This window comes from Kribbella sp. NPDC056345 (assembly GCF_042262745.1).
In the GTDB taxonomy this organism is placed as follows: domain Bacteria; phylum Actinomycetota; class Actinomycetes; order Propionibacteriales; family Kribbellaceae; genus Kribbella.
Map to the genome: position 1 here is coordinate 24,348 of NZ_JBHJQQ010000012.1, position 24,700 is coordinate 49,047.

The following is a 24,700-nucleotide window of genomic DNA, read 5'->3' on the forward strand; positions in this document are numbered from 1 at the left end:
CTCCGGTACCCGTCGCGCCCACCCGCTAACCAGCCGGCACCACGAACTGGTAGGTGCCCGAGGCAACATTCACTGCCTTCGCAGATCCAGGCAAACGAATGATTGCCGTCGTGTTGGCCGGTACCGTCACGTCCAGCTGGAAGCCGCGCGCAGTAGTCCTCCAGTTACTGACCACCTCGCCGTACGGCGTCTCCAGCGCGAAGTCGGACCGGGTGATCCCCGCCCCCGGCGTCGGTGCGATCAGGATCTTGCGATAGCCCGGCTCGGCCGCCGAGACCCCGCCCAGGGTCCGGTACATCCATTCGCCGACCGCGCCGTACGCATAGTGGTTGAAGGAATTCATCCCGACGTCGTTGAAGGTGCCGTCCGGGTTGATCGAGTTCCAGCGTTCCCAGACCGTGGTCGCGCCCCAGCCGATCTCGTACCCCCAGGACGGGTACGACGTGTTCTGCAGCAGCTTGTAGGCGAGATCCGAGCGGCCGATCTTGGTCAGCACCGGCAGCAGCCCGTCCACTCCGAGGAAGCCGGTGGACAGGTGCGTGTCCCGGCGCAGGATGGTGTTCGCGAAGTGCTCACCGGACTTGGTGACGTCGGGGATCAGGTCGTTGGTGAACCCGAGGATGTAGCCGGTCTGACTGTCCGACCCGACCTTCCCGTCAGCTGCCACGAACCGCCCGATCCACGCGGCCCGGACGTCGTCGTACAGCTTCCGGTACTTCGTTTCGTCCGCACTGTTCCCGATGGCCGCAGCCATCTGGCTGAGCTGGCGGGCACCCTTGGCCATGAACGCCGTACCGATCAGGTCACCGGGTGTCGGGTCGTCCAGGTTCAACCAGTCACCGTAGTCACCGCCACCGCGGATCAGACCGGGCACGTGGGAGGCCAGGTAGTCGACGTACCGCACCATGGACGCGTAGTGCGAGCGGATCACGTTCGTGTCGCCGTACGCCTGCCAGAGCGTCCATGGCACGTTGACACCGGCATCTGCCCAGCCTGCGTTCCCGAGGCCGCCGTCGAACGAGTCCGGCACGGTCGGCGCAACACTCGGGTACGAGCCGTCGGCCGCCTGGCTGTCTCGCAGGTCCTGCAGCCACTTGGTCAGGAAGGCCTGTGAGTCCAGGTTGTAGACGGCAGTGCGCGCGAACACGTTGATGTCACCGGTCCAGCCCATCCGTTCGTCGCGGGCCGGAGTGTCGGTCGGAATCGACAAGAAGTTGCCACGCTGACCCCAGACGATGTTGCTGTGCAGCTGGTTCACCAGCGTGGAGTTGGTGTGGAACCTGCTTGTTTGTGCCCCGTCGGTGCCCATCACCACACCGGTGACCGCATCGGCCGGCGCACTCAACTCGACGTACCGGAAGCCGTGGAAGGTGAAGCGCGGCTGGTAGGTCTCCGGCTGGTTGGTGGCGAACGTGTAGTGGTCAGTGGCCTTCGCACCGCGCAGGTTGTCGGTGTAGAGCGTCCCGTCCGGGTTCAGCACCTCGCCGTACCGGATGGTCACCGTCTGCCCCGGCTGTCCGGTCAGCTTGAACCGTCCAACGCCGACCATGTTCTGTCCGAGGTCGTACAGGTACTTACCCGGGGTCGGCGAGGCAATGGCCTTGGCAGCCAAGTGCTGTGTCACGCGGACGGGCTGGTCGGTCTGCGGGACCAGCTGTGCCGTCGCGCTGGGCCGCAGCAAAGCGGGCGTCCACTCGGTAGCCGTACGACGTGCGTCGTAGCTCTCGCCGTTGAGCAGGTCAGCCACCCGTACGGCGCCCGGTGCGGTCTGCCAGGTCTGATCCGTGCCGACCACCTCCGTGGTGCCGTCCGAGTACGTGATGCGCAGTTGGGCGGTCAGCGCGGTTTCGCTGCCGTACTTCTGCGACCCGAACATCGCGAGGTTGCCCGCGAACCAGCCGGTGGCCAGCTCGGCACCCAGCACGTTCTGACCCGGCCGCAGCTGCCGGGTGACGTCGTACGTCTGCGACTGGATGCGCTGCCGGTAGTCCGTCCAGCCCGGTGCCAGCTCCTGATCGCCGACCTTGCGCCCGTTCAGGCTCAGCTCGTAGATCCCCTGCGCGGCGGCATACATCCGTGCCCGCACGACCTTCTTCCCCGCCGGGATCGTCACCGTGCGCTTGAACACGGGCAGCGGCGGGCCCGGGAGCCACAGGTCCGTGTTGCCCTTCACCTGCAGGCCGCCACTCGGCAGCACAGTCCCGTCCGGGAAGGTCTGGTCACCGGACGCGAAGGCGGTGTCGATCAGCTTCTTACCGGCGGCGTTGGTCACCACCAGGTTATGCACAACGCCGCTCTCAGCTCCGTTGGTGCGGAAACCCACGACCCCGGCCGCGTTGTGGTCAGACCGCTCCCGCTGGTCGACCTGCGTACCGTCGATCCAGGTGGTGATGGTCTTACCGGCGACGGTGATGCGCAGGTGGTGCCGCTGGCTCAGGTCGACGTTCAGCGGGATCTCCCCGAGTACGACGTACCCACCACCCGGCTGGCGGACGTGCGGCCGCAGCTTCGCCCCGTTGATCGAGTTGAGCTGCCACATGTAGCCGATGCCGGAGCGGCCGCGGAAGAAGACGCCCAGTGCCTCCTTGGCGACCGTGACATCGGCATCGACCGTGTAGTCGGTCCACTCGGGACCAGGCTGGCTCTCAGCGCCGATCCACTGACCAGTCCAGTCCGAGGGCTTCAACTGGGCCGTCTCGAACGTCGCAGGGTCGGACCAGCGCGTAGCGCGGCCGTTGCCGTCCCAGACCCGCACAGTCCAGAAGTACTGCGTGTACGGCTTCAGCGTAGTACCGGCGTACTCGACATCGACCGAGCGGTCGGAGCGGACCACACCGCTGTCCCACGCATCCGGACGGTTCAATTTAGAGGCTGCGGTCGCGACTCTGACCTGATAGCGCGTCTGGGTCACTCCGCGACTGCTGCTGTCGAGCTGCCAGCTCAGCCGGGGTGCGCCGGCGGCGATGCCGAGTGGTTCGGCGAGAGCGTTGGTCTTCAGCTTGTGCACCTGAGGTGCTGGGGCGGCCGATGCCGTGGATATCGGCATAGCCAGGAGGACTGCCAAGGCAAGGCAGAGCCCTCGAAGGTGTCGAGGCATGACAAAGCTCCTCAGTCAGTGGGGCGGAACTGCAGGGGAGTGGGTAGGGCTTTAGACCAGGCCGCGGCGGGCGGCCCAGACGATGGCTTCGATCGCGGTACTGAAGCCGAGCCGGTCGCAGATCAAGCGCGTCCGGCGGCGGACAGTCCGTTCGGACAACTGCAACCTGCGCGCCACCGCGTCCATCGGCAAGCCGGTGGCGAGGAGGCGGAGCAGCTGCAGATCGTCATGGCTGATCTCCCGCGGCGGTACCCGCAGCGGGCGCAGTTCCTGGGGGAGTGCGGTCATTGCGTATCACCTGGTTCCGAACACCCGGGACTCGGCGGCGTCCCAGTCGGCCGGTTTGCCCTGCGGGGTGTAGCGCCGCAGGCGATGGGTGGAGCGGACCAGGGCGCGCATGGCGGCCAGATCCGGCAGTGGCTCGCCTAGTGCGCGAGCTTGGACGAGGACGTTGCCCAGTGCGGACGCTTCGACCGGACCGGCAAGTACCGGCAGGCCGCAGGCGTCTGCGGTGAGCTGACACAGCAGTTCGTTCTGGGAGCCGCCTCCGATGACATGCAGTACGTCGACCGGCCGGTCCGCGAGCTCTTGTGCCGACCGCAGCGTCCGCCGGTAGGCGAGCGCCAGGCTCTCCAGCACGCACCGCACCACGGCACCTTTCGGTGCGTTCCCGATCCGAGCCGGCATGTCACCTGGAGCTAGGAACTCTGGCGCATCCGGATCGATGAGTAAGGCGAAAGGTGTTGCAGCAGCTGCTTCTCTGAGCAGCCGGGGCAGGTCGTCGTCCTGCCAGACGCGTTGGCACTCCTGGAGGATCCAGAGGCCCATGACGTTGCGCAGGAAGCGGATCCGCCCATCCACTCCCCCTTCGTTGCTGAAGTTGGCGAGACGTGCCTCCTCGGTGAGCACAGGTGCGTCCAGCTCGAGTCCCACCAGTGACCACGTCCCCGACGAGATGTACGCGAACCGCTCTGTCTCGGTCGGCACACTCACCACAGCAGACGCCGTGTCGTGCGACCCCACCGCAATCACCGGGGTCCCGTCGTACGAACCAATCGTGTCCCCCGCTTCCCACAACCGAGGCAGAACCCGAGCCGGTACGCCGACCTGCTCGGCCAGCGCGGTTGCCCACTCCCGACGGCGCACGTCGTACAGCTGGGTGGTGGAAGCGTTGGTCCGCTCCACGCCGATCGAGCCGGTGAGCCAGTAAGCAAGCAGGTCGGGGATGAGGAGGAGTGTCTGAGCCTGCTCGAGCCGGTGCTCAGCAGCCAGCTGGTACAGGGTGTTGATCGGCAACTGTTGGAGACCGGTCACCTCGTACAGGTCTGGAGCGGAGATCTTCTGCAGCACCTCACCGACCGACGTTTGGGTGCGGCTGTCGCGGTAGTGGATCGGGTTGCTCAGCAGCTGACCGGAGGCGTCCAGGAGGCCGTAGTCGACGGCCCAGGAGTCGATGGCGAGGGAGTCCACCGGACCGGCCTTGTGCAGGCCATCCAGCATGGAGCGGTAGAGGTGGAGGATGTCCCAGTGCAGGGTGCCGCGGACGTCGACCGGGCCGTTCCAGAAGCGGTTGACCTCGGTCAGGTTCAGCACGTCGGGGCCGACCTCGCCGAGCATGACGCGTCCGCTGGAGGCCCCGAGGTCGACCGCCGCGACGCGCTTCATATAACGGTGAGGTCGAGGCGGAGGAGACCGGCGACGGCCTCCAGGTCTTTGACGCGGTGGCCGGTGCCGAGCGCCCAGTGGTGCGCGACACCAGACGCGGACCACGCATCGGTCCACTCACCCGGGTCACGGCCGAAGTCCACCCGCGACGTCGTGTTCCCGATCTGGAGCAACGGCCCCGGTACGACGTTCCCCTCGGAAGCGATCAGGTGGAACGTGCCGTCGCGCCGCTGACCCAGCCCGCACAACGTGACCGGTCCCTGACGAACGTCGAACTCGACGGACACTCCCCACCCACGCTTACCGTGGTAGACACCCAGCCCACGCAGCAACGGCTTGGCCGAACTGATCGCGAGATGCGCCGGCCCGTCGTGCCCCATCTCCACCACGTTGTCGTGGAAGTTCAGCGCCTGCAGCTCGGTGAACGAGCCACCCGCACCGAGCTTGTCCATCACCAGCATCGCCAGCGACGTCCGCAGCTCGTATTCACCGGCCGTCGGCACACCCCTGGCCGTGAGCAACGATGCGCCGAGGATCATCCCGGCGGCCACCCGCTCATGCGTCTCCCCGTCCAGACCACGGTGGTAGTACGCCAGCGTGGTCAGGTCGAAGTCCTCGACCAACCGGTCCAGCGCTACGGAGACCGTCGCACCCCACCGGAAGTCGTCCTCGACCACCGAGTCGTCCAGCGTGAAGATCTCCCGGGCCAGCGCCATCCGGGCGTCCGTCTCCGCTGAGGTGACCTTCTCGACCCGGACCCGCAGATCGTCGATCTCCAGGATCTCCACATGTCCACCGAGCTGCGCGGACACCAGCGTCGGATCAGTGACGACGTCCATCATGCCGGGATACAGATGCCCGAGCAGGCCGTGCCGCCCATGCCGAAACGCAGCCCGTACGCCGGCCGCCCGGATCCATCGGCCGATCCGCGCCCACGCCCGCTCGTCCTCGAGGTACCCCGACACCGACCGGAACTCGATCCCGCAGCGCTCGAACGCATTCGCCATCTCCGGCAGCGGACAAGCACCGCAGTACGCGAGCCAGGCACCGGTGTCGAACGTCGCGTGATCCATCGACTCCGTCGGCTGCAGATTCAGCAGCAGCACCGGCGCACCACTCCGCTGCGCCACCGGCACCAGCATCGACGCCGTCATGTACGTGGTCAGGAAGCCCACAATCAGATCGCAGTCGGCCAGCCGCAGCTTCTCCGCCGCCGCAGCACCTTCCTGCGCATCAGAGATGAACCCGACATCCACGACCTCGCAGTCCAGCGAAGCGAACCGCTCGGACACCCGGTGAGCGGACGCCTGCAACTGCGGCAGCAGGTCAGGGAACTGCGGCCAGTACGCCCCCAGTCCACCGGCGACCAGTCCGATCCTCGTCTTCCGAGTCACGATCCGCTCCATCCCAGGCTCCTCTTACCGCAGGAACGCGGCAGCCACGCCGGCGTCGACAGGCACGTGCAGTCCCGTGGTGTGACTCAGGTCCGAACCCACGAGCGCGAAGACCGCCGCCGCGACGTTCTCCGGCAGCACCTCCCGCTTCAGCAGCGTGCGCTGGGCGTAGTACGCACCGAGCTCCGACTCGGGTACGCCGTACACCGCGGCCCGCTTCGCACCCCAGCCCTTCGCGAAGATCCCCGAGCCTCGGACGACGCCGTCCGGGTTCACGCCGTTGACGCGGACGCCGTACTGGCCGAGCTCGGCGGCGAGCAGTCGAACCTGGTGCGCCTGGTCGGCCTTGGCCGCGCCGTACGCGACGTTGTTCGGGCCGGCGAAGACGGCGTTCTTGCTGGAGATGTAGACGATGTCGCCGCCGATGCCCTGATCGATCAGCACCTTCGCGGCCGCCCGCGAGACCAGGAACGAGCCTTTGGCCATCACGTCATGCTGTAGGTCCCAGTCGCGTTCAGTTGTCTCCAGCAACGACTTCGAGATCGACAGTCCGGCGTTGTTGACGACCAGATCCACGCCCCCGAAGGCGAGCACCGCCTCCTCGAAGGCAGCGTCGACCGCAGCCGCATCAGAGACATCGGCTCCCACCGCGACAGCGACGTCGCTGGAGCCGATCTCCTTCGCGACCGCTTCGGCCGCGGCCAGATCGAGATCGGCCACCACGACACACGCGCCCTCGGCCGCCAGCCGCTGCGCGATCGCCTTACCGATTCCCGAGCCGCCACCGGTCACGAACGCGACACGGGTCGCGAGCGGCTTCGGCTTGGGCATCCGCTGCAGCTTGGCCTCCTCCAGCGCCCAGTACTCGATCCGGAACTTCTCCCGCTCGTCGATCGGCGCGTACGACGACACCGCCTCCGCACCGCGCATCACGTTGATCGCGTTCACGTAGAACTCGCCGGCCACCCGAGCCGTCTGCTTGTCCTTGCCGAAGCTGAACATCCCGACCCCGGGCACCAGCACGATCGCCGGATCCGCACCCCGCATCGCCGGACTGTCGGCATCCGCGTGCCGCTGGTAGTAGGCCGAATACTCCTCGCGATACGCCTCGTGAAGCTCCTTCAGCCGCTCCACCGCGTCCTCCACCGACGCACTCGGCGGCAGGTCGAGCACGAGCGGCCGCACCTTGGTCCGCAGGAAGTGATCCGGGCAGGACGTGCCCAACGCGGCCAGCTCCGCCAACCGCTCACGCGCGGTGAATTCCAGTACGACGTCCGAGTCGGTGTAGTGGCCCACCTGCGGTTTGTCGGTTGAGGCGAGGCCGCGGATCACCGGGGCCAGCGCAGCCGCGCGCGCCCGGCGCTCAGCGACCGGCAGGGCCTCGAACCCGGGCACCACGGCACCGAACGGTTCCGCGATACCCCGGTCAGCGATGAAGCGTTCCGCCGTACGGATGATCTCGAGTGAGTTCGCTTCACACTCAGCCGAGGTCGCACCCCAAGCCGTGATGCCGTGACCACCCAAGATGCAGCCGATGGCTGACGGGTTGTCACGATGCACTGCAGCAATGTCCAGGCCGAGCTGGAATCCGGGCCGCCGCCACGGCACCCAGACCACCCGGTCCCCGAAGCACTCGGCAGTCAGCTTCTCGCCATCCGCGGCCGTCGCCAGTGCGATCCCGGAGTCCGGGTGCAGGTGATCGACATGCGGCGCATCGACCAGCCCGTGCATAGCGGTGTCGATCGACGGCGCCGCGCCGCCCTTGCCATGCAGGCAGTAGTCGAAGGCGGCGACCATTTCGTCCTCGCGCTCGACACCCGGGTACACGTCGACCAGCCCACGTAACCGGTCGAGCCGCAGAACCGCGAGCCCGGCCTCGGTCAGCGTGCCGAGGTCACCCCCGGAACCCTTCACCCACAGCAGGTCGACGGGCTGCTGAGTCACCGGATCCACCGCGGCACCCTTCGCCGACGTGTTCCCGCCGGCATAGTTGGTGTTCCGCGGATCCGCACCCAGGCGGTTGCTCCTGGCAACGAGTTCCATCACGCTCCCCATCCGGCCTGCTGGCCGTCGGCACGGTCCTTGACGATCTGCTCGAAGTACCCACTGCGCTTGTACGCCGCGATCGGGTCCGGATCGAGCCCCTGCGACTCCCGCAGCTCGGCCAGCAGCGGCCTCACATCGGTGTTGTAGGCATCCATCAGTACGGCGTTCGCCTCCAGCACGTCGCCTTCCTGCTGAGCCTTCTTCAGCGCCTCCCGGTCGACCAGCAACGCCTTCGCGGTGGCCTCCTGGACGTTCATCACCGAGCGGATGATCGCCGGGATCTTGACCTCGATGTTGTGGCACTGGTCGAGCATGAACGCGATCCCGCGGTCCGGATCCAGCGCGTCACCGCGGACGATCTCGGACATGATCCGGAACAGCTGGAACGGATCGGCCGACCCGACCATCAGGTCGTCGTCGGCGTAGAACCGGCTGTTGAAGTCGAACGCACCGAGCTTCTTCACCCGCAGCAGGAACGCCACGATGAACTCGATGTTCGTCCCCGGCGCGTGATGCCCGGTGTCGATACACACCGTTGCCTTCGGCCCCAGTTCGAGGCAGTGCGCGTACGACGTTCCCCAGTCCGGTACGTCGGTCGTGTAGAAGGCCGGCTCGAACAGCTTGTACTCCAGCAGCATCCGCTGGTCGTCCCCGAGCCGGTCGTACACCTCTTTCAGCGCGGTCGCGAGCCGGTCCTGCCGGTCCTGGATGTCGTCCTGGCCCGGGTAGTTCGTGCCGTCGGAGAACCACAGCTTCAGATCGCGGGACCCGGTCGCGTCCATGATGTCGACACATTCGAGCAGGTGGTCGGTGGCCTTGCGCCGTACCCGCGGATCGGGGTTGGTGACGCTGCCCAGCTTGTAGTCGTCGTCCTGGAAGACGTTGCTGTTGATCGCCCCGAGCCGGACCCCCTGCTCCTTCGCGTACGCCGCCAGCTCCGCGTAGTCGTCCACCTTGTCCCACGGGATGTGCAGCGCGACGCTCGGCGCGATCCCGGTGAACCTGTGCACGACGGCCGCGTCGGCGATCTTCTCCTGCGGCGACCGCGGCACTCCCGGCTGGGCGAACACCTTGAACCGGGTCCCGGAGTTCCCGAACGCCCACGAGGGGAGCTCGATCTCCTGACGTTTGAGGGCATCCGTCACGCTGCTCATGTCTCAGTCCTCTTGTAGATGGAAGATCTCCGGGAGCAGCTGGAACGATTCGTCCGGCGCCGCACCGTCGGTCCCTTGGAAGAATTCGGTCATCTCGGCCTGCCACCGGGCGTTGACCTCGGTGGCCGCCATCGCTCGCTGCGCCGCGTCCAGATCCGGCGACTCGACGTACCCGATCAGCAGTCCGTCGTCGCGCAGGAAGAGCGAGTAGTTGTGCCACCCGGCTTCCCGCAGCGCCGCCTGCATCTCCGGCCAGACGTCGCGATGACGTTCGACGTACTCGTCCAGCCGGTCGGGGCGGACCTGGAGGCAGAAGCAGTAGCGCTGCATCAGAAGTCGAACTTGTCGATGTTCTCGGCAGTGAACTCGGTCGGCGGGCCGAGGACGATCTCACCGTCCGCGCCGACCGTGTACTCACCGAGCTTGCCGGCCTTGAACTTCTCGCCCTGTGCACCAGTGATCTGGCCCGAGCTCATCGCCGCGCCCGCGTACGCCGCCAGGTAGCCGATATCGGCCGGGTTCCAGAGCGCGAACTTCTTCACCGTGCCGTCCTTGACGTACTGGCGCATCTGGTTCGGCAGCCCGAGACCGGTGATCGCGACCTTGCCCTTGTAGCTGGAGGCGCTCACGTACCGCGAAGCGGCCGCGATCCCGACCGTCGTCGGGGAGACGATCACCTTCAGGTTCGGGTAGGACTGCAGCAGCCCCTGCGCCTCGGTGAACGACTTCTGGTCGTCGTCGTTGCCGTAGGCAATCTTGACCAGCTTGAGCTTCGCGTTCTCCGGCTTGGCCAGCTCGGTCTTCATCACCTCGATCCAGGAGTTCTGGTTCGTGGCGTTCGGGGTGGCGGACAGCACGGCGATCTCACCAGAACCGCCGGCCAGCTCACTCGCCATCTTGACCAGGCTCTCACCGATGCCCTGCGTGGTGGCCTGGTTGATGAACGCGTCCCGGCAGGTCTTGGAGGCGTCGGAGTCGAACGTGACGACCTTGATCCCGGCCTTGCGCGCCTGGTTCAGCGAGGGGCAGACCGCGTTCGGGTCGTTGGCCGCGACCACGATCACGTCCTGCTGCTGCTGGATCAGCGTGTTGATGTAGCTGACCTGCGAGGACGCGCTGGCGTCGTTCGGGCCGACCAGTTTGTAGGTGCCCTTGATCTCGTCGACCGCGACCTTGCCGCCGCCGACCTCGACATCGGTGTACGGGTTGTTCAGCTGCTTGGGGAGATAGGCGATCTTCAGCCCTTCCTTGAGCGGCGCGTTCGGATCCGCCTTACCCGCCGAGCCTTGCGGGGCAGGGGTGTTCTGACCCTCGGTACTCGACTTCGTCGTACCGCCGCACGCGGTCAGCGCCAGCAGCGCCACCGCAACAGTGAGGGGTTTACGCATGGTTCGTCCTTTCAGGTACGACGGATTCGATGAGCCAGGTTGGGGCCGAGCACGGAGGCGATGAGGAGGACGCCGGTGACGACGTTCAGCGCCTCGTTGGACACATCGGAGAGGCGGAGCGCGTTCTGCAGGGAACCGAGCAGGACCACGCCGGCGATGACTCCGGGCAGGGCGCCCTTGCCACCGAAGATCGAGACACCACCGAGCAGTACGGCGGCGACCACCGCGAGTTCGAGGCCGGCGCCGTTGTCGGCGCGCGCGCTGGAGTAGCGCAGCGTCCACAGCACCCCGGCAAGACCCGAGATCACGCCACTGGCGACGTACAGCCAGAACTTCAGGCGACCGGGCCGGATCCCGGCGAACCGAGCCGCCTGCTCACCGGCGCCGACCGCGAACACAGCCCGGCCGATCGGGGTGGCGTGCAGGATGACCCCGAAGACGGCGGCCAGGACGACGATCACGATCAGGACGTTCGGGATCGGCGTACTGCCGATGGTTCCGGTGACCCAGTCGGTGTAGACGGCCGGGAAGTCGGCCACTGCGCCGTCGCCGAGGACGACGAAGGCGAGACCGCGGTAGAGGGCGAGGGTGCCGATGGTGACGGCGAGGGACGGGAGGCCGAGGACGGTGACGAAGAAGCCGTTGACTGCACCCAGGACTGCGCCGAGGAGCAGGCAGATCGGGATGATCGTCTCGATCGGCTGGTTCGCGTTCCACAGGTAGCCCATGACCGCGCTGGACAGTCCCAGGGTGCTGGCGACGGACAGGTCGATCTCGCCGGTGACGATGACCAGTGTCATCGGGAGGGCGACCAGGGCGATCGGCAGCAGGTCGAGAACCAGGAAGCCGAAGTTCTGTCCGGTACCGAAGCTGTCGACGCTCGCGGCGGCGATGATCAGCACCAGCACGGTGATCGCGATGATCGCGACATTCCAGTTGGCGATACGGCCTACGCGAGTTTCAGTGAGCTCAGCCGACATGGGAGCCTCGCTTCTTCAGACCGGCCGCGACCCGGACGGCGACCAGCCGGTCGGCGCCGATCGCGAGCAGGATCAGGCCGCCGACGATCGCCTGCTGCCAGAACTGGTTGATCTCGAGAACGGCGAGCGCACTGCCGATCGTGGTCAGCAGCAACGCGCCGAGCGCGGCACCCCAGACCGACCCGCTGCCACCGAAGACGGCGACTCCGCCGACCACCACGGCCGCGACCACGTTCAGCTCGAGGCCCGTACCGGCCGCGGCATCGATCGTGCCGAACCGGGCAGCGAACAAGACGCCCGCCACTCCGGCCAACGCGCCGCTCACCAGGAAGGCGCCGACGGTACGGCGGCCAACCGGGATGCCGGCGAGTTGGGCGGCCTGTGGGCTGGAGCCCATCGCGTACAGCTCGCGGCCGACCCGGTAGTTGCGCAGCACGACTGCGGTCACCACTAAGGCTCCGAGCGCGATCAGCACCAACAGCGGTACGCCGAGCAGGGATGCGTTGCCGAAGCTCAGGAACCCCGGTGGGAGTTCGTCGGCGTTGATCTGACTACCGCCGGCCCAGAAGTACGTGACCCCGCGAACGACGTACAAGGTGCCGAGCGTCACCACGAGCGCGGGGACCTTGCCATAGCGGACCAGGACGCCGTTGAGGACGCCACAGACCCCGCCGACCGCGGCACCGGCCAGCAGCGCGACGACGACCGGCAGCCCGGGGTTGTTCTGGAGCAGTGTGCCGACGGTGAAGGCGCTCAGGCCGAGCACCGAGCCGACCGACAGATCGATGTTGCGGGTGATCACCACCACCGCCTGGCCGACCGCCAGAACGGCCAGGATCGCGGTGTTGAGCAGGATGTCGCGGACGCTCTGCCCGGACAGGAAGCGCGGGTTCGAGATCGCGGTCACCGCCACCAGCAAGGCCAGCGCGATGACGATGCCCAGCTCACGGGCGCGCAGTACGACGCTCAGCGTGTTGCGGCGCGGCGCGGGCAGCTCGACAGCCGTCATACCGTCGCCTCCTGACCGGTCGCGGCGAACATGACGGACTCCTCGGTGGCCTCGGTGCGGCTCAGCTCGGCGACCAGGCGGCCCTCGCGCATCACCAGTACGCGATCGGCCATCCCGAGCACCTCGGGCAACTCCGACGACACCATCAGTACGGCGACTCCTTCCGCGGCGAGGCTGGACATCAACCGGTGCACCTCGGCCTTGGTACCGACATCGATCCCGCGCGTCGGCTCGTCGACGATCAGCACCCGGGGTCCGGTCGCGAGCCACTTGGCCAGCACGACCTTCTGCTGGTTGCCACCGGACAATGTGCCGACCTCGTCGGAGAGTCGCCCGTACTTCGTCTTCAGGCGCTCGGTCCATTCCTTGGCCGAGCGGCGTTCGCTGCTACCGGTGAGGAAACCGAGCTGGGACAGCGATCGGGACCGCGGAAGCGTCACGTTGCGCTCGATCGACAGCTCCATCACCAGGCCTTGCTGGCGGCGGTCCTCCGGGACGAGCGCGACGCCGGCGGCCATGGCCTGCTTGGGGTTCTTCGGCTTGAGCGTCTTGCCGAGCACCTCGACGGTGCCGGCGTCGCGCGGGTCGACGCCGAAGATCGACTGCACCACCTCGGAGCGGCCGGAGCCGACCAGACCGGCGAGCGCGACGATCTCACCGGCTTTCACTTCGAACGAGATGTCCTTGAAGACCGGGTCTCGGGTCAGGCCCTCGACTTTGAGGACGGTCGCGCCCGGGGCGACGTCCTGCTTGGGGAAGAGCGCGTCGAGATCACGGCCGACCATCCGGCGAACCATCTCGTCGACACTGGTGTCTGCGAGGAGGTCGGTCGCGACATGCTTGCCGTCGCGCATGATCGTGACGCGCTGACAGAGGGCAGTGATCTCCTCGAACCGGTGCGAGATGAACAGCAGCGCGGCGCCGTCGTCACGGAGTGAGCGGGCGACCGCGAACAGGCGCTCGACCTCGACCCCGGTGAGCGCTGCGGTCGGCTCGTCCATCACCACGACGCGGGCGTCGACGGACAGTGCCTTCGCGATCTCGACCAGTTGCTGATCGGCGATCGACAGGCCGCGCGCCGGACGGTTCGGGTCGATCGACACGCCCAGGCGGGTGAAGAGGCGCGCGGCCTGGCGCACCATGGCGGCCCGGTCGATGGTGTTGAAACGACCCAGTGGCTGGCGGCCCATCGCGATGTTCTCGGCCACCGACAGGTCGGGGAAGAGAGTCGGTTCCTGGTAGATGACCGCGATCCCGGCCGCCTTCGCGTCGGCGGGTCCGGTCAGGGCGAGCGCCGTACCGTCGAGCTCGAGGGAGCCGTCGTCCGGGCGGTGCACACCGGCCAGCATCTTCACGATCGTGGACTTGCCGGCACCGTTCTCGCCGACCAGGGCGTGCGCCTCCCCGCCGTACAGGTCGAAGGAGACGTCCCGGACCGCGGCGACCGCGCCGAACGACTTCGACACGCCACGGACCCGCAGCAGTGCCGCCATCGGTCACCTCCAGCTCGGCTCTGAAAGGTTTCAAAGTCTTGGGAGGAAAGTACGGGTGGCGGCTTGCGGGCGTCAAGAGGTGGAGTGCGGATTGCGCAGATCTCGCGGTACGCTTCGGGCCCTAAGACGTTTCAACGTTTGACCTGAGGCGGGGAGGTTGCGTGGCGGACGACACCCGGCGCCGCGGGCACACCGCCGGCGTGAAGGCGGTCGCCGCCGCGGCCGGCGTCTCCCTCGGCACGGTCTCGAACGTGCTGAACCGGCCCGAGATGGTCAGTCCGATGACCCGGGCCAAGGTCGAGGCCGCGATGGCCTCGCTCGGCTTCGTCCGCAACGAGTCCGCCCGGCAGCTCCGGGCCGGCAGCAGCCGGATCCTCGCGTACCTGATGCTCGATGCCGGCAACCCGTTCTTCACCGATGTCGCGAAGGGCGTCGAGGAGGCGGCCCGCGCGGCCGGCCTGTCGGTCTTCCTCTGCAACAGCAACGAGGACGCCGAGCGCGAGGCCGACTACCTCGACCTGCTCGAACAGCAACGCGTCCAGGGCGTGCTCATCACCCCGATCGACCAGCACTCCTCACGCCTGCGCTCACTGCCCGCCCGCGGTACGCCGGTGGTCGTGGTCGACCGCGCGATCGACGGCGGCGAGCACTGCTCGGTCGCGGTGAACGACGTTCTCGGCGGTGAGCTCGCGATCGCCCACCTGCTCGAGCTCGGCCACGAGCGGATCGCGTACGTCGGCGGCCCGCTCACGATCGGTCAGGTCGTGGACCGCCGCGACGGCGGCCGCAACGCGCTGCGCAAGGCCGGCCGGTCCGAGGACGACCTGATCGAGATCACCACCGGCGCCCTCACCGTCGCCGAAGGTAGGGGCGCAGGGCAACGACTCGCCGGCCTCCCCGCCTCCCGCCGCCCGACCGCCGCCTTCTGCGCGAACGACCTGCTGGCCCTGGGACTACTCCAGCAATGCGTGAGCCTCGGCCTCCGCGTCCCCGAGGACCTCGCCATCGTCGGCTACGACGACATCGAGTTCGCCGAAGCCGCCGCCGTACCCCTCACCTCGGTCCGCCAGCCCCGCCAGCTCCTCGGCCGAACCGCCGCCGAACTCCTCCTGGACGAATCCTCCAACCCGGACCACGAACACCAACGAGTCACCTTCACCCCCGAACTCGTCGTCCGGACGTCCACCCGCGGCACCGCCTGACGCGGCGGCGCACGGAAGAACGGGTACTAGTCGGGTTTGCCCGCCTCGCAACAGAGCGCCTCCGCTCATGCGGCTGGTGTGTTCCTTCTCAGTTGAGCGGCACGGGACCACTTGCGTACGGCAACGATCGCGAAGACCAGTCCCAGTAGCCCGAACGGGATCACCAGGTACCACGGAAACATGTCGCCGTCGGCGTAACCCCGCCACTCGTACTCGCCTGCGCGATCGGTCACTTGAGCGGTCCACCAGCTGAGGACCTGGAACGCGGCCGCGCCCCACCACACGGCGGAGAACCCGGTCCACATCCAGGCGAGACGGCGTGCTCGGGCGGGATCGCCGCCGTCCGACCAAGGATCGGCAGGTCTGGTGCGATGATCCGTCATATCCACGTCCTCCCGGGCCGCCTGGGCCCATGTCCGCCACAGCTGATGCCGGCAAAGATCACGCCGATCGCGGTGGACCAGACGACGGTGCGGTGACCCATGGGCGTGTAGTGCACAGCGGCGATGCTATCGGTCCGCCGAGTCACTGTTCTTCGGCGCCGTAGGAGGCCAGGAAGACGTCTACGGCTTGGGTGGCGAGGGTTTCCAGTTCGGCTGGTTCGGGGCGTTCTCGGGTGCCGGCGAACATGGCTCGGTTCATGGGTTTGTACATGACCAGGCCGGCGAACTGGTAGGCGACGAGGGTGGGGTCGTCGAGGGTGCGGAGCAGGCCTCGGTCGGTGAGGCCGGTGAGGGCTTGGCCGAGGGTTTCGAGGGATTTCTCGAAGCCGCTGGTGAACCAGGCACCGCAGACTTCGGGGAAGCGGTCGGCCTCGGCGATCACGAGGCGGCGGAGCTGGAGGACGTGGTCGGCGATCAGGCTCTCGAGGAGCCGGAAGGCCAGTGCCCGCAGGGCTTCGCGGGCATCGGTCGCGCCGTCGAGAGTCTCGGCGTACGCCTTGGCCAAGTTGACCGCTAGCTGGTCGTTCGTCGCGAGGACGATCTCGGCGAAGAGGCGTTCCTTGTTCTCGAACTGCTTGTAGACGGTCTGTTTGGAGACGCCGGCCTTGGCCGCGACCTCGTCCATACTCGCGCCGAGATAGCCGTGCTGGAGGAACACCTCGGTGGCCGCCGCGTGGATCGCGCGGCGTTTGGTGGCAGTGCGGCCTTCCGGGTTCAGCTCCATGACGAAATCATACTGGACAGTCTAGTTTTCCGTCGAGTACTGTACGGTCTAGTTCCGAACGATCCCCTGAGGAGAGCCCCATGAGCACCGTGAAGTCCGCCGACGGCACCACCATCAGCTACGACGTGTACGGCGAGGGTCAGCCGCTGATCATCGTCGACGGCGCCACCGCCCACAGCGCGGTGAACCCGCTGAACGCCGAGACCGCCAAACTGCTGAGCGACCAGTTCCGCACCTACGTCTACGACCGCCGCGGCCGCGGGCAGAGCAGCGACACCGCGCCGTACGCGATCCAGCGGGAGATCGAGGACCTCGCCGCCCTGATCGAGGACGCCGGCCGGCCCGCGATCGTCTTCGGCTGGTCATCCGGCTCGCTCCTGGCCCTCGACGCCGCGGAAGCCGGCCTCCCGATCTCCAGGGTCGTCGCGTTCGAGCCGCCGGTCGTCGTCGACGACTCCCGCCCGCCCCTGCCCAGCGACTACGTCGAGCAGCTCGAGACCCACATCGCCGCCGGTCGACCCGACCTGGCCGCCGAGGTCTTCATGACCGCTGCCGTCGGCCTCCCGCCCGAGACGGTCGCCGGCATGCGTGAGACGCCGCACTTCCAGCCCGTCGTCGACGTCGCCCACACCATCTCCTACGACGGCCGCATCATGGGCACCACGATGTCCGGCAACCCGCTGCCCGCCGACCGCTGGACGACCATCGACGTCCCCGTCAACGTCCTGTACGGCGACCAGACCTGGCCGGCGCTTGTCTCCGGCGCCAAGGCAGTCGCCGCCCACGTCCCCACGGCCACCCTCAAAGCCGTTCCCGGCGCCGACCACGGCACCACCGCCGACGTACTGGCTGCGAACCTGCGCGAATTCGCTGGATGAACCCCTCCCGAATGAGCTGGGCTTTTGAGACGCTTTGGGGGTGGACAGGGACGGGTTCTGGAAAGCGGTGGAAGGTGCGCGCGAAACGGTGGACGACACCGTCGCGGATCCGGACGGGGTTGCGGACGCGCTGACGCGGGAGCTGGCGGGGCTGACGGCCGAGGAGATCGTGGAGTTCGGGATCGAGCTCGCACGACTGCAGGTCGAGTCGTACCGGTGGGACCTGTGGGCGGCGGCGTACCTGATCAACGCGGGCGCTTCGGAGGACGGGTTCGACTCGTTCCGGGGCTGGCTGGTCGCGCAGGGCCGGGAGATCTGGGAGGCCGCGCTGGTCGACCCGGATTCGCTCGCCGACGTGGTCGACGAGGACCGGCCGGACGGGTTCGAGGGGTTCGACGGCGAAGGCATGCTGCACGTCGGGAGTCACGCCTACAAGAACGTGACCGGCGACGAGGCGGCGTACTGGAAGGCGGTCGAGGCCGAGGCCCCGGACACACCGGACCTGCCGCTGGGCGAGGAGATCGACTTCGACAACGAAGACGACCTCCACGACCACCTACCCCGGCTGGCGGGGCTGTACCTCGAGGGTTAGGCGACTGCGACGACGTCGATCTCGAGGAGCCATTCCTCGGCGAAGATGTCGCAGATGATGATGGTCAGCGCCGGTGCGTGACCGTCGAGGATCTCGAGGCGGATCTCGTTGTTGGCGGCGCGGTACTGCCGATCCGCCAGGTAGGTGTTCACCTTGACGATGTTCTGCACACCCATACCGGCTTCGCTGAGGACGGCGAGCACGTTGCGCCAAACCATCCGGCACTGGTCCTCGAACGATTCGGGAACACGTCCGTCCTCGTCCCCCCACGGGACCTGACCGCTGACGTACACCGTCCGTTCGCCGCCGGTCACCAGGATTCCGTTCGTGTACTGCCCGATCCGCTGCGGCAGTATCTGCGGATCCAGCTGCGTGATCTCGACCATCTCGCCACTCCTCACTAACCGGTTTCTTTCGTTCTACCAGTTAAAAAGGGTCAGGCGGGTTCGCCGCCGAGGCGCTCGATCGCGGTGCGGAGGCGGCGGCGCCAGGCGGGTTGGCCGGCCTCTTCGTCGGCTGCGGCCAGGCTGACCAGGTGCTGGGCCATCTCGAAGCCTTCGGCGGCCTGTGAGTCCAGGTCGGTCACGGCAGGCTGTGGTTCGTACTCTGGCTCGTCGTGGTCGAAGCTGATCGGCCGGCTGGCCCAGCCGAACCCGTCCGGCACCAGCAGCTCCGGGGTGAGCACCTCGTGGCTGAGTGACGACAGTTCCTTGTCACCGTTGCCGATGCTGAAGATCGTCGTACCACGACGCCGTACGTCGCTGATCCGCTCCAGCAGGGTGTCAGCGGGGTCCTCCTCGGCGACCACCAGCAGGGACTCGCCACGACCTGCGTCGCGCAGGCGGTCCAGTCCGATCGCGAGATGCGGCGGTGCGTCCGGTGGTGGCGCCCAGCGCACCAGGGACGGGCGGATGCTCTCTACGCCGGCCCGGTGCAGCTCGTCGTCCAGGTGGGCGGTCAGGTGCCACGGCTCCTCGTCGACCGGGCCGAACAGCATCAGACCGCCGGTGCGGGTCGTGTAGCGGCGCAGCGAGTGGCCGAAGTCCCGAGTCTGCGTACCCAACTCGGTCCCGGTCAGCATCTCCCTCAGGAGCGACGCCCTCGTCAGGTCCACAGCTCCAACTTGACCACACCTGAGGGCCTATTGCGACTTCAGCTCAGGCGGTCCGCCTTGGACTGCAGGTAGTCCCGCTCCGGCACACTCGTCGTACGGCGGGCCGCCAGCAGGTAGCTCTCTCGGGCAGCCGCCATATCACCGGCCATCTCGAGCAGGTGCGCGCGGACGGCCTCCAACCGGTGGTGTTCGGTCACCCGGCCGTCGGACTCCAACGGCTCCAGTACGGCGAGACCCTCCTTCGGGCCGACCGCCATACCGACTGCTACTGCGTGATTGAGCTTCACCATCGGGTTGTCGACGAGCTGCTCGAGTACGTCGTACAGGGCGACGATCTGCCGCCAGTCCGTGTCCTCGGCGCGCTCGGCAGTGTCATGGACCGCAGCGATCGCGGCCTGCACCTGGTACGGCCCGATCCGCGTGTGAGTGAGCGCATCGGAGACCAAGGCCTCGCCCTCGACGATCGCCTCCTTGTTCCACAACGACCGGTCCTGCTCGCCCAGCGGAACCAGTGCGCCCTCACTGGTCGTCCGAGCCGCCCGCCGTGCATCGGTGAGCAGCATCAGCGCCAGCAGCCCCGCGACCTCACCGTCGTCCGGCAGCAACCTCCGCACCGCACGCACCAGCCGGATCGCCTCACCCGTCAGCTCGGCACTGTGCAACGCCGTACCGGATGAGGCTGTGTAGCCCTCGTTGAAGATCAGGTAGAGGACATGCAGTACGGCGCTCATCCGCTCGGATCGCTCCGCCTCGGGCGGCAGCTCGAACGTGCTACCTGCCTGCTTGATGCCACGCTTCGCCCGGCTGATCCGTTGTGCCATGGTCGACTCCGGCACCAGAAACGCCGCAGCGATCTGTGCGGTGGTCAGACCGCCGACAGCGCGCAGTGTGAGTGCGATCTGCGATGCCGGCGAGAGTGCAGGGTGGCAGCACAGGAACAGCAACGTCAGGGTGTCGTCCTGCCCACCCAACTCGTCAATTTCGGGGCCTGAGGCAACGAACTCTTCAGGCATGGCCAGCTGTGCGGCGTTCTCCTCACGTTTACGCCGGGCCGACTCACTGCGCAGCAGGTCCATCAGCCGACGCGAACCGACCCGGATCAGCCAGCCACGTGGATTGTCGGGCACTCCTTCGTCCGGCCATTGCTGTGCAGCAGCCAACAGCGCTTCCTGCACAGCCTCCTCGGCCAGATCGAAGTGACCGTAGTGCCGCACCAGAGCACTCAGCACCTGTGGCGTCTGCTCGCGCAGGAGCAGCTCGAAGTCCTTCACATCTCCAACCCGGACGTCTCCATCACAGGGCGCACTTCCACGGCGAGGTACTCCGCGTCCGGCATCCGCGCGGCATAGCCGATCGCCTGGTCGATGTCCTCACACTCGACCACGTAGAACCCGGCCAAGTGCTCCTTCGCCTCGGCATAGGGTCCGTCTGTCGTCGTAGTGGCGTCATCACGCACCGACACCGTCCGACTGGTGATGGGGTCGGCCAGACCGGCCGCACTGACCAGTAGACCCTGTTCACGCAGCTCTTGGGTCAGCTCGTTGTGCGCACGCGTCAATCCGTCGCGTTGCTCGGCAGACAGCCCGGCCCAGCTCTCCGGGCTGCTGTAGATCATCAGCATGTACTTCACAGGCACCATCCTCTAACTCGCTCGAGCCTCTCACCAGGTACGTCGAGACCGTGGCACCGACTTCGACAAACGGTCGTTGGGGATTGCGGTTTGATCAGATGGGCACTGGAGGAGTGGCCGCCGTTCATTCCGCCTGGCGGCTCTCGTAAGGAGGCTCCATGCTCATCCTCGGTTTGATTCTGTTGTTGCTCGGGTTCTTGCTGAAGATCTCGATCTTGTGGACGATCGGCATCGTGCTGCTCGTGGTCGGGGCAGTGCTGTTCCTGCTCGGGTCCACCGGCCGTGCGGTCGGGGGACGTCGACACTGGTTCTAAGCCACAGCAGAACACAACCCCGCGGGCCGATCCGGTCCGCGGGGTTTTCTGTCGGAGCCGACGGTTACGGTGTCGCCATGAAGTACGTCGTGATGATCTTCTCCGCCAACGCCCCCGCCGCGCTGGATGCCGTGCGGGCCGAGCTGACGGCGAGTGGTGAGCTGGTCAGCTCCGAAGGACTCCTGCCGCCCAGCGACGGCCGGATCGTGCAGATCCGCAACGGCGCTCAAGTGGTCACGGCCGGGCCGTTCATCGAGGAGCCGCTCGCCGGGTTCCTGCTGATCGACGTACCGGACCAGGCCCGGGCGGAGGCAGTGGCTGCGCAGGTCTCGGCTGCGGTGGGTGATCGGGTCGAGCTCCGCGGGACGCTGATCTCAGCTTGAGTGCCAGGGGAAGCGCGGCGAGCGCCGCTCGCCGAAGGCCGTGATGCCCTCCGCCAGCTCGCCACTCGCGATCGTCTCCTGGTAGCGCGCCAGCGCGGCCGTGTCCGCATCCGTCTCGGCGAGCAACGCGTTCACGGTCTCCTTGGCCGACCGGATCGTCAGCTGCGACCGCGACACCAGCGTGGCCGCGAACTCGTCGACCTCCGACTCCAGATCGAGCTCGCCGACCACGCGATCGACCAAGCCCTTGAGCTCAGCCTGTTCTGCGGTCAGCAGCTCACCACTGAACAGCAGGTACTTCGTCGTCGCCGGACCGACCAGGTCGAGCAGGACCTTGATCGCCGCCGGCGGATACACGACCCCGATCCGGGCCGGAGTCACGCCGTACGTCGAACCGTGCGCAGCGAACCGGAAGTCGCAGTTCACCGCGATCTCGAGCCCACCGCCGATGCAATGGCCGCGGACCATCGCGATCGTCGGTTTCGGGAACTCGCGCAGCGCCTGCTGGGCTCGCAGGTTGAAGGCCCGCAGCTCGGCCATCGGGTCGGCCGGGTCGGCGCCGGAGATCAGCTCACCGATATCCGCACCGGCGGAGAAGCTCGGCCCGGCGCCGGTGACGACCAGGACCTTGACCTCGTCGTTCGCGGCCAGCTCGGCCAGCAGACCGGGCAGCGCCTCCCACATCGCCCGCGTCAGCGCGTTCCGCTTCGGCACCCGATCGATCACCAGCCGGGCGACCACGCCACTCTGGATCTGGAACCCGAGGTCATCCATTCCAGCAGTCAACCAGCGCAGGCCGTGGTCGCGCCGCCTCGTGGGTCACATCGCACGCTTGAGCCGGGCCTTGGCGCGCGCCATCTTGATCAGGTACAGCGGGGTCGGCGGGACCCAGCCGAGCTGCTTGGCCTGGCCGATGTCGTCCCGGTTCGCCCAGTGGTCGACGACCTTGCCGTCCTTGATCCGCAACCAGTGCGACTGGCTCACCGCGAACGTCTTGCCGGTCGGCGGGAACACGGAGTCCACCGCGCCGCTCTCGTCGTACACGGCGAACGGCGCGACGTGCCGCCCGCTCATCGTCGAGTTGATCGCGACCAGATCCCCCTCGGTCACGACGTAGTGGATGTCGTAGGCAAGGTCGGCGAACGCGGTCCGCAGCCAGAGCGCGGTCGCGTAGTAGCCGGCCGGTCCGGGCTTGCGGCACTCGGGCGGCTCGGCGCTGTCCTCGTGGTTGACCGCCTCCGGGTGCACGAGCTCCTCGAAGTCGGCCGGCTCCCCGTCGGCCATGATCTTGATGCAGCGAGCGGCGATGCCGATCGCTTCGGTGGTGTCCATCAGGTTCTCCCCCTAATTAGATACAGTGATACTGCACTCAAAAGCATGGGACGGTGAATGGCGGAAGTCAAGCGGCAGTACGACGCGTCCGGCCGGCGCGAGCAGGCCCGGCAGCGACGCCGTACCGTCGTGGCCGCGGCCCGCGAACTGTTCGAGTCCGACGGGTTCCAGGCGACCACGATCGCGGCCGTGGCCCGGCGGGCAGGCGTCTCGGCGGAGAGCATCTACAAGGGATTCGGCACCAAGGCCGCGCTGGCCAAGGCGGTCTTCGACCAAGTGATCGCCGGTGACGACGAACCGGTCCCGGTCGCCCAGCGCGCAGAGGCCGAGACCATTCAGGCCGAACCCGACGTACGGCGGAAGCTCCGGCTGTACGTCGACGGCATGGTCGAGCGGGCCGAGCGGTCGGCCCGGGTGCAGATCATGATCCGGGACGGCCGGCACAGCGACGAGACCCTGCGGGAAACCTGGCAGACCCTGCTCGACGAGCGACTGACCGGGATGACTCTGTTTGCCCGGCATCTGGTGGCGACCGGTGACCTGCGATCCGGACTCGAGGTCGAGGAGGTCGCCGACGTTCTGTGGACCTATATCGCCGTCGAACTCTACGAACTGCTGGTCGTGATCCGCAGATGGTCACCGCGGCAGTACGGAGAGTTCGTCACGGCAGGTCTCATCGGGAGCCTGTTATCGGAGCCAAGCGTTTGATCTCGGATCGATTACATCCGAATAGCGGGCAGATCACGCTCAACACCCCTTCGGCATGTTCGCAATGCGTTAAAAACGCCGGTCGATTGCGAACCTTTGGCAGATCTGTGCTTGACTCCTCCGGTCGATAACGTTTTGGTCTCGGCAGATTGGGTTCAACGTAATGACTGCAGGACGGCATAGACAGGCGCGGCACCGTCAACCGCGCCCGAAGCTGATCGGCCCCGGCCTCGTGAAGGTGGCGATTCCCGGAGCGGCAGTGGCCCTGGTGGCCACCGGTTCCGCCGCCGCTCTTCCTGGCCAGCACGACGTCAAGGTGGACACCCCGATCGCCAGCTCGTCCCTGCAGCTGGCGCGCGATGTGGCTACCAGCCGGGATGCACTGCGTCCCCCGCTGAATCTCAACTCGGCGAAGCCCTCCGCGGCGCCGACGCCGAAGCACCTGAAGAAGCAGGCGCCGATCCCGAAGGCGACCGCGACCAAGACGCGCGCCGCGGCCGCGCTGCCGCCGAAGATCACCGGCTCGAAGTTCACCACCACGGATCTGAACGTGTGGACCGTCCCGCTGACCGGCGTCCTGCTGGATGTCCTGAAGCGCGGTTCCAAGGTCTCCGTGACCGGCAAGGTCGACGGCATCTGGGCCGAGATCGTCAGCAACGGCAAGTCCCGCTGGGTCAAGGCGCAGTACCTGTCGGCCACCAAGCCGGTCGAGAAGGTCGCCGGCGGCGTCTCACAGGCCGCCTGCAAGTCGGGCTCGTCGGTCGAGTCCGGTCTCACCCAGGACGCGATCCGCGTCCACCGTGCGATCTGCAACCTCTTCCCGAGCATCACGTCGTACGGCGGTCTCCGCTCGGGTGACAGCGGTTCCGAGCACTCGTCGGGGCGCGCGCTCGACATCATGGTCAGGGGATCCCTGGGCCAGGAGGTCGCGGACTACCTGCGCGCGAACTACAAGAAGCTCGGCATCAGCGAGCTGATCTGGTCGCAGCGCATCTGGACGGTCCAGCGCAGCAGCGAAGGCTGGCGCTCGATGGAGGACCGTGGCGGCGACACCGCCAACCACTACGACCACGTGCACGTGAGCGTCTACGGCAACTCCGGCACCGTCTGAGTTCCACCCCGCAGCAGCCCGGTCCTACCCTCCTAAGGACCGG

26 protein-coding genes are annotated in these 24,700 nt (G+C 67.4%); 7 read left to right on the forward strand and 19 right to left on the reverse strand.

The genetic code is table 11. From position 1 onward, the window contains the following. Positions 1 to 25: 25 nt before the first annotated feature. The 11 genes from ACFCV3_RS33050 to ACFCV3_RS33100 all read right to left on the reverse strand — a co-directional run bounded on the left by ACFCV3_RS33050 (position 26) and on the right by ACFCV3_RS33100 (position 14,226). The gene (locus ACFCV3_RS33050) at positions 26 to 3,007 is read right to left on the reverse strand and encodes a family 78 glycoside hydrolase catalytic domain (RefSeq protein WP_376036772.1); all 2,982 of its coding nucleotides are present in this window, start codon (positions 3,005 to 3,007) and stop codon (positions 26 to 28) included. A 141-nt stretch (positions 3,008 to 3,148) separates the two neighbouring features. Further along, the gene (locus tag ACFCV3_RS33055) at positions 3,149 to 3,385 is read right to left on the reverse strand and encodes a helix-turn-helix domain-containing protein (protein WP_132405318.1); all 237 of its coding nucleotides are present in this window, start codon (positions 3,383 to 3,385) and stop codon (positions 3,149 to 3,151) included. Positions 3,386 to 3,391: 6 nt separating this feature from the next. Continuing rightward, the gene (locus ACFCV3_RS33060; RefSeq protein ID WP_376036774.1) at positions 3,392 to 4,762 is read right to left on the reverse strand and encodes a rhamnulokinase family protein; all 1,371 of its coding nucleotides are present in this window, start codon (positions 4,760 to 4,762) and stop codon (positions 3,392 to 3,394) included. Beyond that, positions 4,759 to 6,168, reverse strand: coding sequence for an arabinose isomerase (locus ACFCV3_RS33065; RefSeq protein WP_376036776.1), 1,410 nt, complete (start codon positions 6,166 to 6,168; stop codon positions 4,759 to 4,761). The genes ACFCV3_RS33060 and ACFCV3_RS33065 overlap by 4 nt, the downstream gene beginning before the upstream one ends. 12 nt (positions 6,169 to 6,180) lie before the next feature. Further along, on the reverse strand, positions 6,181 to 8,199 hold the full coding sequence (locus ACFCV3_RS33070) for a bifunctional aldolase/short-chain dehydrogenase (protein ID WP_376036778.1): 2,019 nt from the start codon (positions 8,197 to 8,199) through the stop codon (positions 6,181 to 6,183). Beyond that, on the reverse strand, positions 8,199 to 9,356 hold the full coding sequence (gene rhaI / locus ACFCV3_RS33075; RefSeq protein WP_376036779.1) for an L-rhamnose isomerase: 1,158 nt from the start codon (positions 9,354 to 9,356) through the stop codon (positions 8,199 to 8,201). Before rhaI ends, ACFCV3_RS33070 begins: the two co-directional genes overlap by 1 nt. A gap of 3 nt (positions 9,357 to 9,359) precedes the next feature. After that, entirely contained in the window at positions 9,360 to 9,686 is a 327-nt protein-coding gene (locus tag ACFCV3_RS33080) for an L-rhamnose mutarotase (protein WP_132405327.1), read from the reverse strand. Then, positions 9,686 to 10,744: a rhamnose ABC transporter substrate-binding protein gene (gene rhaS / locus ACFCV3_RS33085; RefSeq protein WP_376036782.1), complete on the reverse strand. Its 1,059-nt coding sequence runs from the start codon at positions 10,742 to 10,744 to the stop codon at positions 9,686 to 9,688. The genes ACFCV3_RS33080 and rhaS overlap by 1 nt, the downstream gene beginning before the upstream one ends. An 11-nt stretch (positions 10,745 to 10,755) precedes the next feature. Further along, positions 10,756 to 11,724: an ABC transporter permease gene (locus ACFCV3_RS33090; RefSeq protein WP_376036785.1), complete on the reverse strand. Its 969-nt coding sequence runs from the start codon at positions 11,722 to 11,724 to the stop codon at positions 10,756 to 10,758. After that, positions 11,714 to 12,733 (reverse strand): ABC transporter permease, encoded by a 1,020-nt coding sequence (locus ACFCV3_RS33095; protein ID WP_376036788.1) that lies wholly within the window; start codon positions 12,731 to 12,733, stop codon positions 11,714 to 11,716. Before ACFCV3_RS33095 ends, ACFCV3_RS33090 begins: the two co-directional genes overlap by 11 nt. Further along, a complete protein-coding gene (locus tag ACFCV3_RS33100) occupies positions 12,730 to 14,226 on the reverse strand; it encodes a sugar ABC transporter ATP-binding protein (protein ID WP_376036789.1) in 1,497 nt (498 codons plus the stop codon). Before ACFCV3_RS33100 ends, ACFCV3_RS33095 begins: the two co-directional genes overlap by 4 nt. 161 nt (positions 14,227 to 14,387) lie before the next feature. On the opposite strand from ACFCV3_RS33100, the gene ACFCV3_RS33105 reads away from it, so the two are divergent. Beyond that, positions 14,388 to 15,428, forward strand: a complete 1,041-nt coding sequence (locus tag ACFCV3_RS33105; RefSeq protein WP_376036792.1) for a LacI family DNA-binding transcriptional regulator — start codon at positions 14,388 to 14,390, stop codon at positions 15,426 to 15,428. Positions 15,429 to 15,493: 65 nt separating this feature from the next. Here the strand turns inward: ACFCV3_RS33105 and ACFCV3_RS33110 are convergent, their stop codons facing one another. Together ACFCV3_RS33110 and ACFCV3_RS33115 are read right to left on the reverse strand one after the other, a co-directional pair. Further along, positions 15,494 to 15,811 (reverse strand): hypothetical protein, encoded by a 318-nt coding sequence (locus ACFCV3_RS33110; RefSeq protein ID WP_376036795.1) that lies wholly within the window; start codon positions 15,809 to 15,811, stop codon positions 15,494 to 15,496. Between the two features lie 142 nt (positions 15,812 to 15,953). Then, positions 15,954 to 16,595: a TetR/AcrR family transcriptional regulator gene (locus tag ACFCV3_RS33115; protein ID WP_376036797.1), complete on the reverse strand. Its 642-nt coding sequence runs from the start codon at positions 16,593 to 16,595 to the stop codon at positions 15,954 to 15,956. An 80-nt stretch (positions 16,596 to 16,675) separates the two neighbouring features. On the opposite strand from ACFCV3_RS33115, the gene ACFCV3_RS33120 reads away from it, so the two are divergent. Together ACFCV3_RS33120 and ACFCV3_RS33125 are read left to right on the forward strand one after the other, a co-directional pair. Further along, positions 16,676 to 17,473, forward strand: a complete 798-nt coding sequence (locus tag ACFCV3_RS33120) for an alpha/beta fold hydrolase (protein ID WP_376036799.1) — start codon at positions 16,676 to 16,678, stop codon at positions 17,471 to 17,473. 40 nt (positions 17,474 to 17,513) lie between these two features. Beyond that, complete coding sequence (locus ACFCV3_RS33125; RefSeq protein WP_376036801.1) at positions 17,514 to 18,065, forward strand: DUF4240 domain-containing protein; 552 nt, start codon at positions 17,514 to 17,516, stop codon at positions 18,063 to 18,065. Here the strand turns inward: ACFCV3_RS33125 and ACFCV3_RS33130 are convergent. From ACFCV3_RS33130 to ACFCV3_RS33145, 4 genes are read right to left on the reverse strand one after another with little or no spacing between them, the layout of a single operon-like run. Next, positions 18,062 to 18,451, reverse strand: coding sequence for a RidA family protein (locus ACFCV3_RS33130; RefSeq protein WP_376036804.1), 390 nt, complete (start codon positions 18,449 to 18,451; stop codon positions 18,062 to 18,064). The genes ACFCV3_RS33125 and ACFCV3_RS33130 overlap by 4 nt on opposite strands. Before the next feature lie 50 nt (positions 18,452 to 18,501). Next, positions 18,502 to 19,179 (reverse strand): hypothetical protein, encoded by a 678-nt coding sequence (locus ACFCV3_RS33135; RefSeq protein WP_376036806.1) that lies wholly within the window; start codon positions 19,177 to 19,179, stop codon positions 18,502 to 18,504. A gap of 38 nt (positions 19,180 to 19,217) precedes the next feature. After that, positions 19,218 to 20,450, reverse strand: a complete 1,233-nt coding sequence (locus tag ACFCV3_RS33140; RefSeq protein ID WP_376036807.1) for an RNA polymerase sigma factor — start codon at positions 20,448 to 20,450, stop codon at positions 19,218 to 19,220. Beyond that, positions 20,447 to 20,800 (reverse strand): YciI family protein, encoded by a 354-nt coding sequence (locus ACFCV3_RS33145; RefSeq protein ID WP_376037167.1) that lies wholly within the window; start codon positions 20,798 to 20,800, stop codon positions 20,447 to 20,449. Before ACFCV3_RS33145 ends, ACFCV3_RS33140 begins: the two co-directional genes overlap by 4 nt. Before the next feature lie 167 nt (positions 20,801 to 20,967). Between ACFCV3_RS33145 and ACFCV3_RS33150 the strand changes: the two genes are divergently transcribed. Then, the gene (locus ACFCV3_RS33150) at positions 20,968 to 21,123 is read left to right on the forward strand and encodes a DUF6131 family protein (RefSeq protein ID WP_165956732.1); all 156 of its coding nucleotides are present in this window, start codon (positions 20,968 to 20,970) and stop codon (positions 21,121 to 21,123) included. A 77-nt stretch (positions 21,124 to 21,200) separates the two neighbouring features. Next, the gene (locus ACFCV3_RS33155; protein ID WP_376036809.1) at positions 21,201 to 21,506 is read left to right on the forward strand and encodes a YciI family protein; all 306 of its coding nucleotides are present in this window, start codon (positions 21,201 to 21,203) and stop codon (positions 21,504 to 21,506) included. Here ACFCV3_RS33155 and ACFCV3_RS33160 read toward each other — a convergent pair. Both ACFCV3_RS33160 and ACFCV3_RS33165 read right to left on the reverse strand, forming a co-directional pair. After that, positions 21,498 to 22,280 (reverse strand): enoyl-CoA hydratase/isomerase family protein, encoded by a 783-nt coding sequence (locus ACFCV3_RS33160; RefSeq protein WP_376036812.1) that lies wholly within the window; start codon positions 22,278 to 22,280, stop codon positions 21,498 to 21,500. The genes ACFCV3_RS33155 and ACFCV3_RS33160 overlap by 9 nt on opposite strands. 45 nt (positions 22,281 to 22,325) lie before the next feature. Next, the gene (locus ACFCV3_RS33165; RefSeq protein WP_376036815.1) at positions 22,326 to 22,838 is read right to left on the reverse strand and encodes an ester cyclase; all 513 of its coding nucleotides are present in this window, start codon (positions 22,836 to 22,838) and stop codon (positions 22,326 to 22,328) included. A 57-nt stretch (positions 22,839 to 22,895) separates the two neighbouring features. On the opposite strand from ACFCV3_RS33165, the gene ACFCV3_RS33170 reads away from it, so the two are divergent. Next, positions 22,896 to 23,546: a TetR/AcrR family transcriptional regulator gene (locus tag ACFCV3_RS33170; protein ID WP_376036818.1), complete on the forward strand. Its 651-nt coding sequence runs from the start codon at positions 22,896 to 22,898 to the stop codon at positions 23,544 to 23,546. Positions 23,547 to 23,709: 163 nt separating this feature from the next. After that, the gene (locus tag ACFCV3_RS33175) at positions 23,710 to 24,657 is read left to right on the forward strand and encodes an SH3 domain-containing protein (protein WP_376036821.1); all 948 of its coding nucleotides are present in this window, start codon (positions 23,710 to 23,712) and stop codon (positions 24,655 to 24,657) included. Positions 24,658 to 24,700 lie beyond the last annotated feature (43 nt).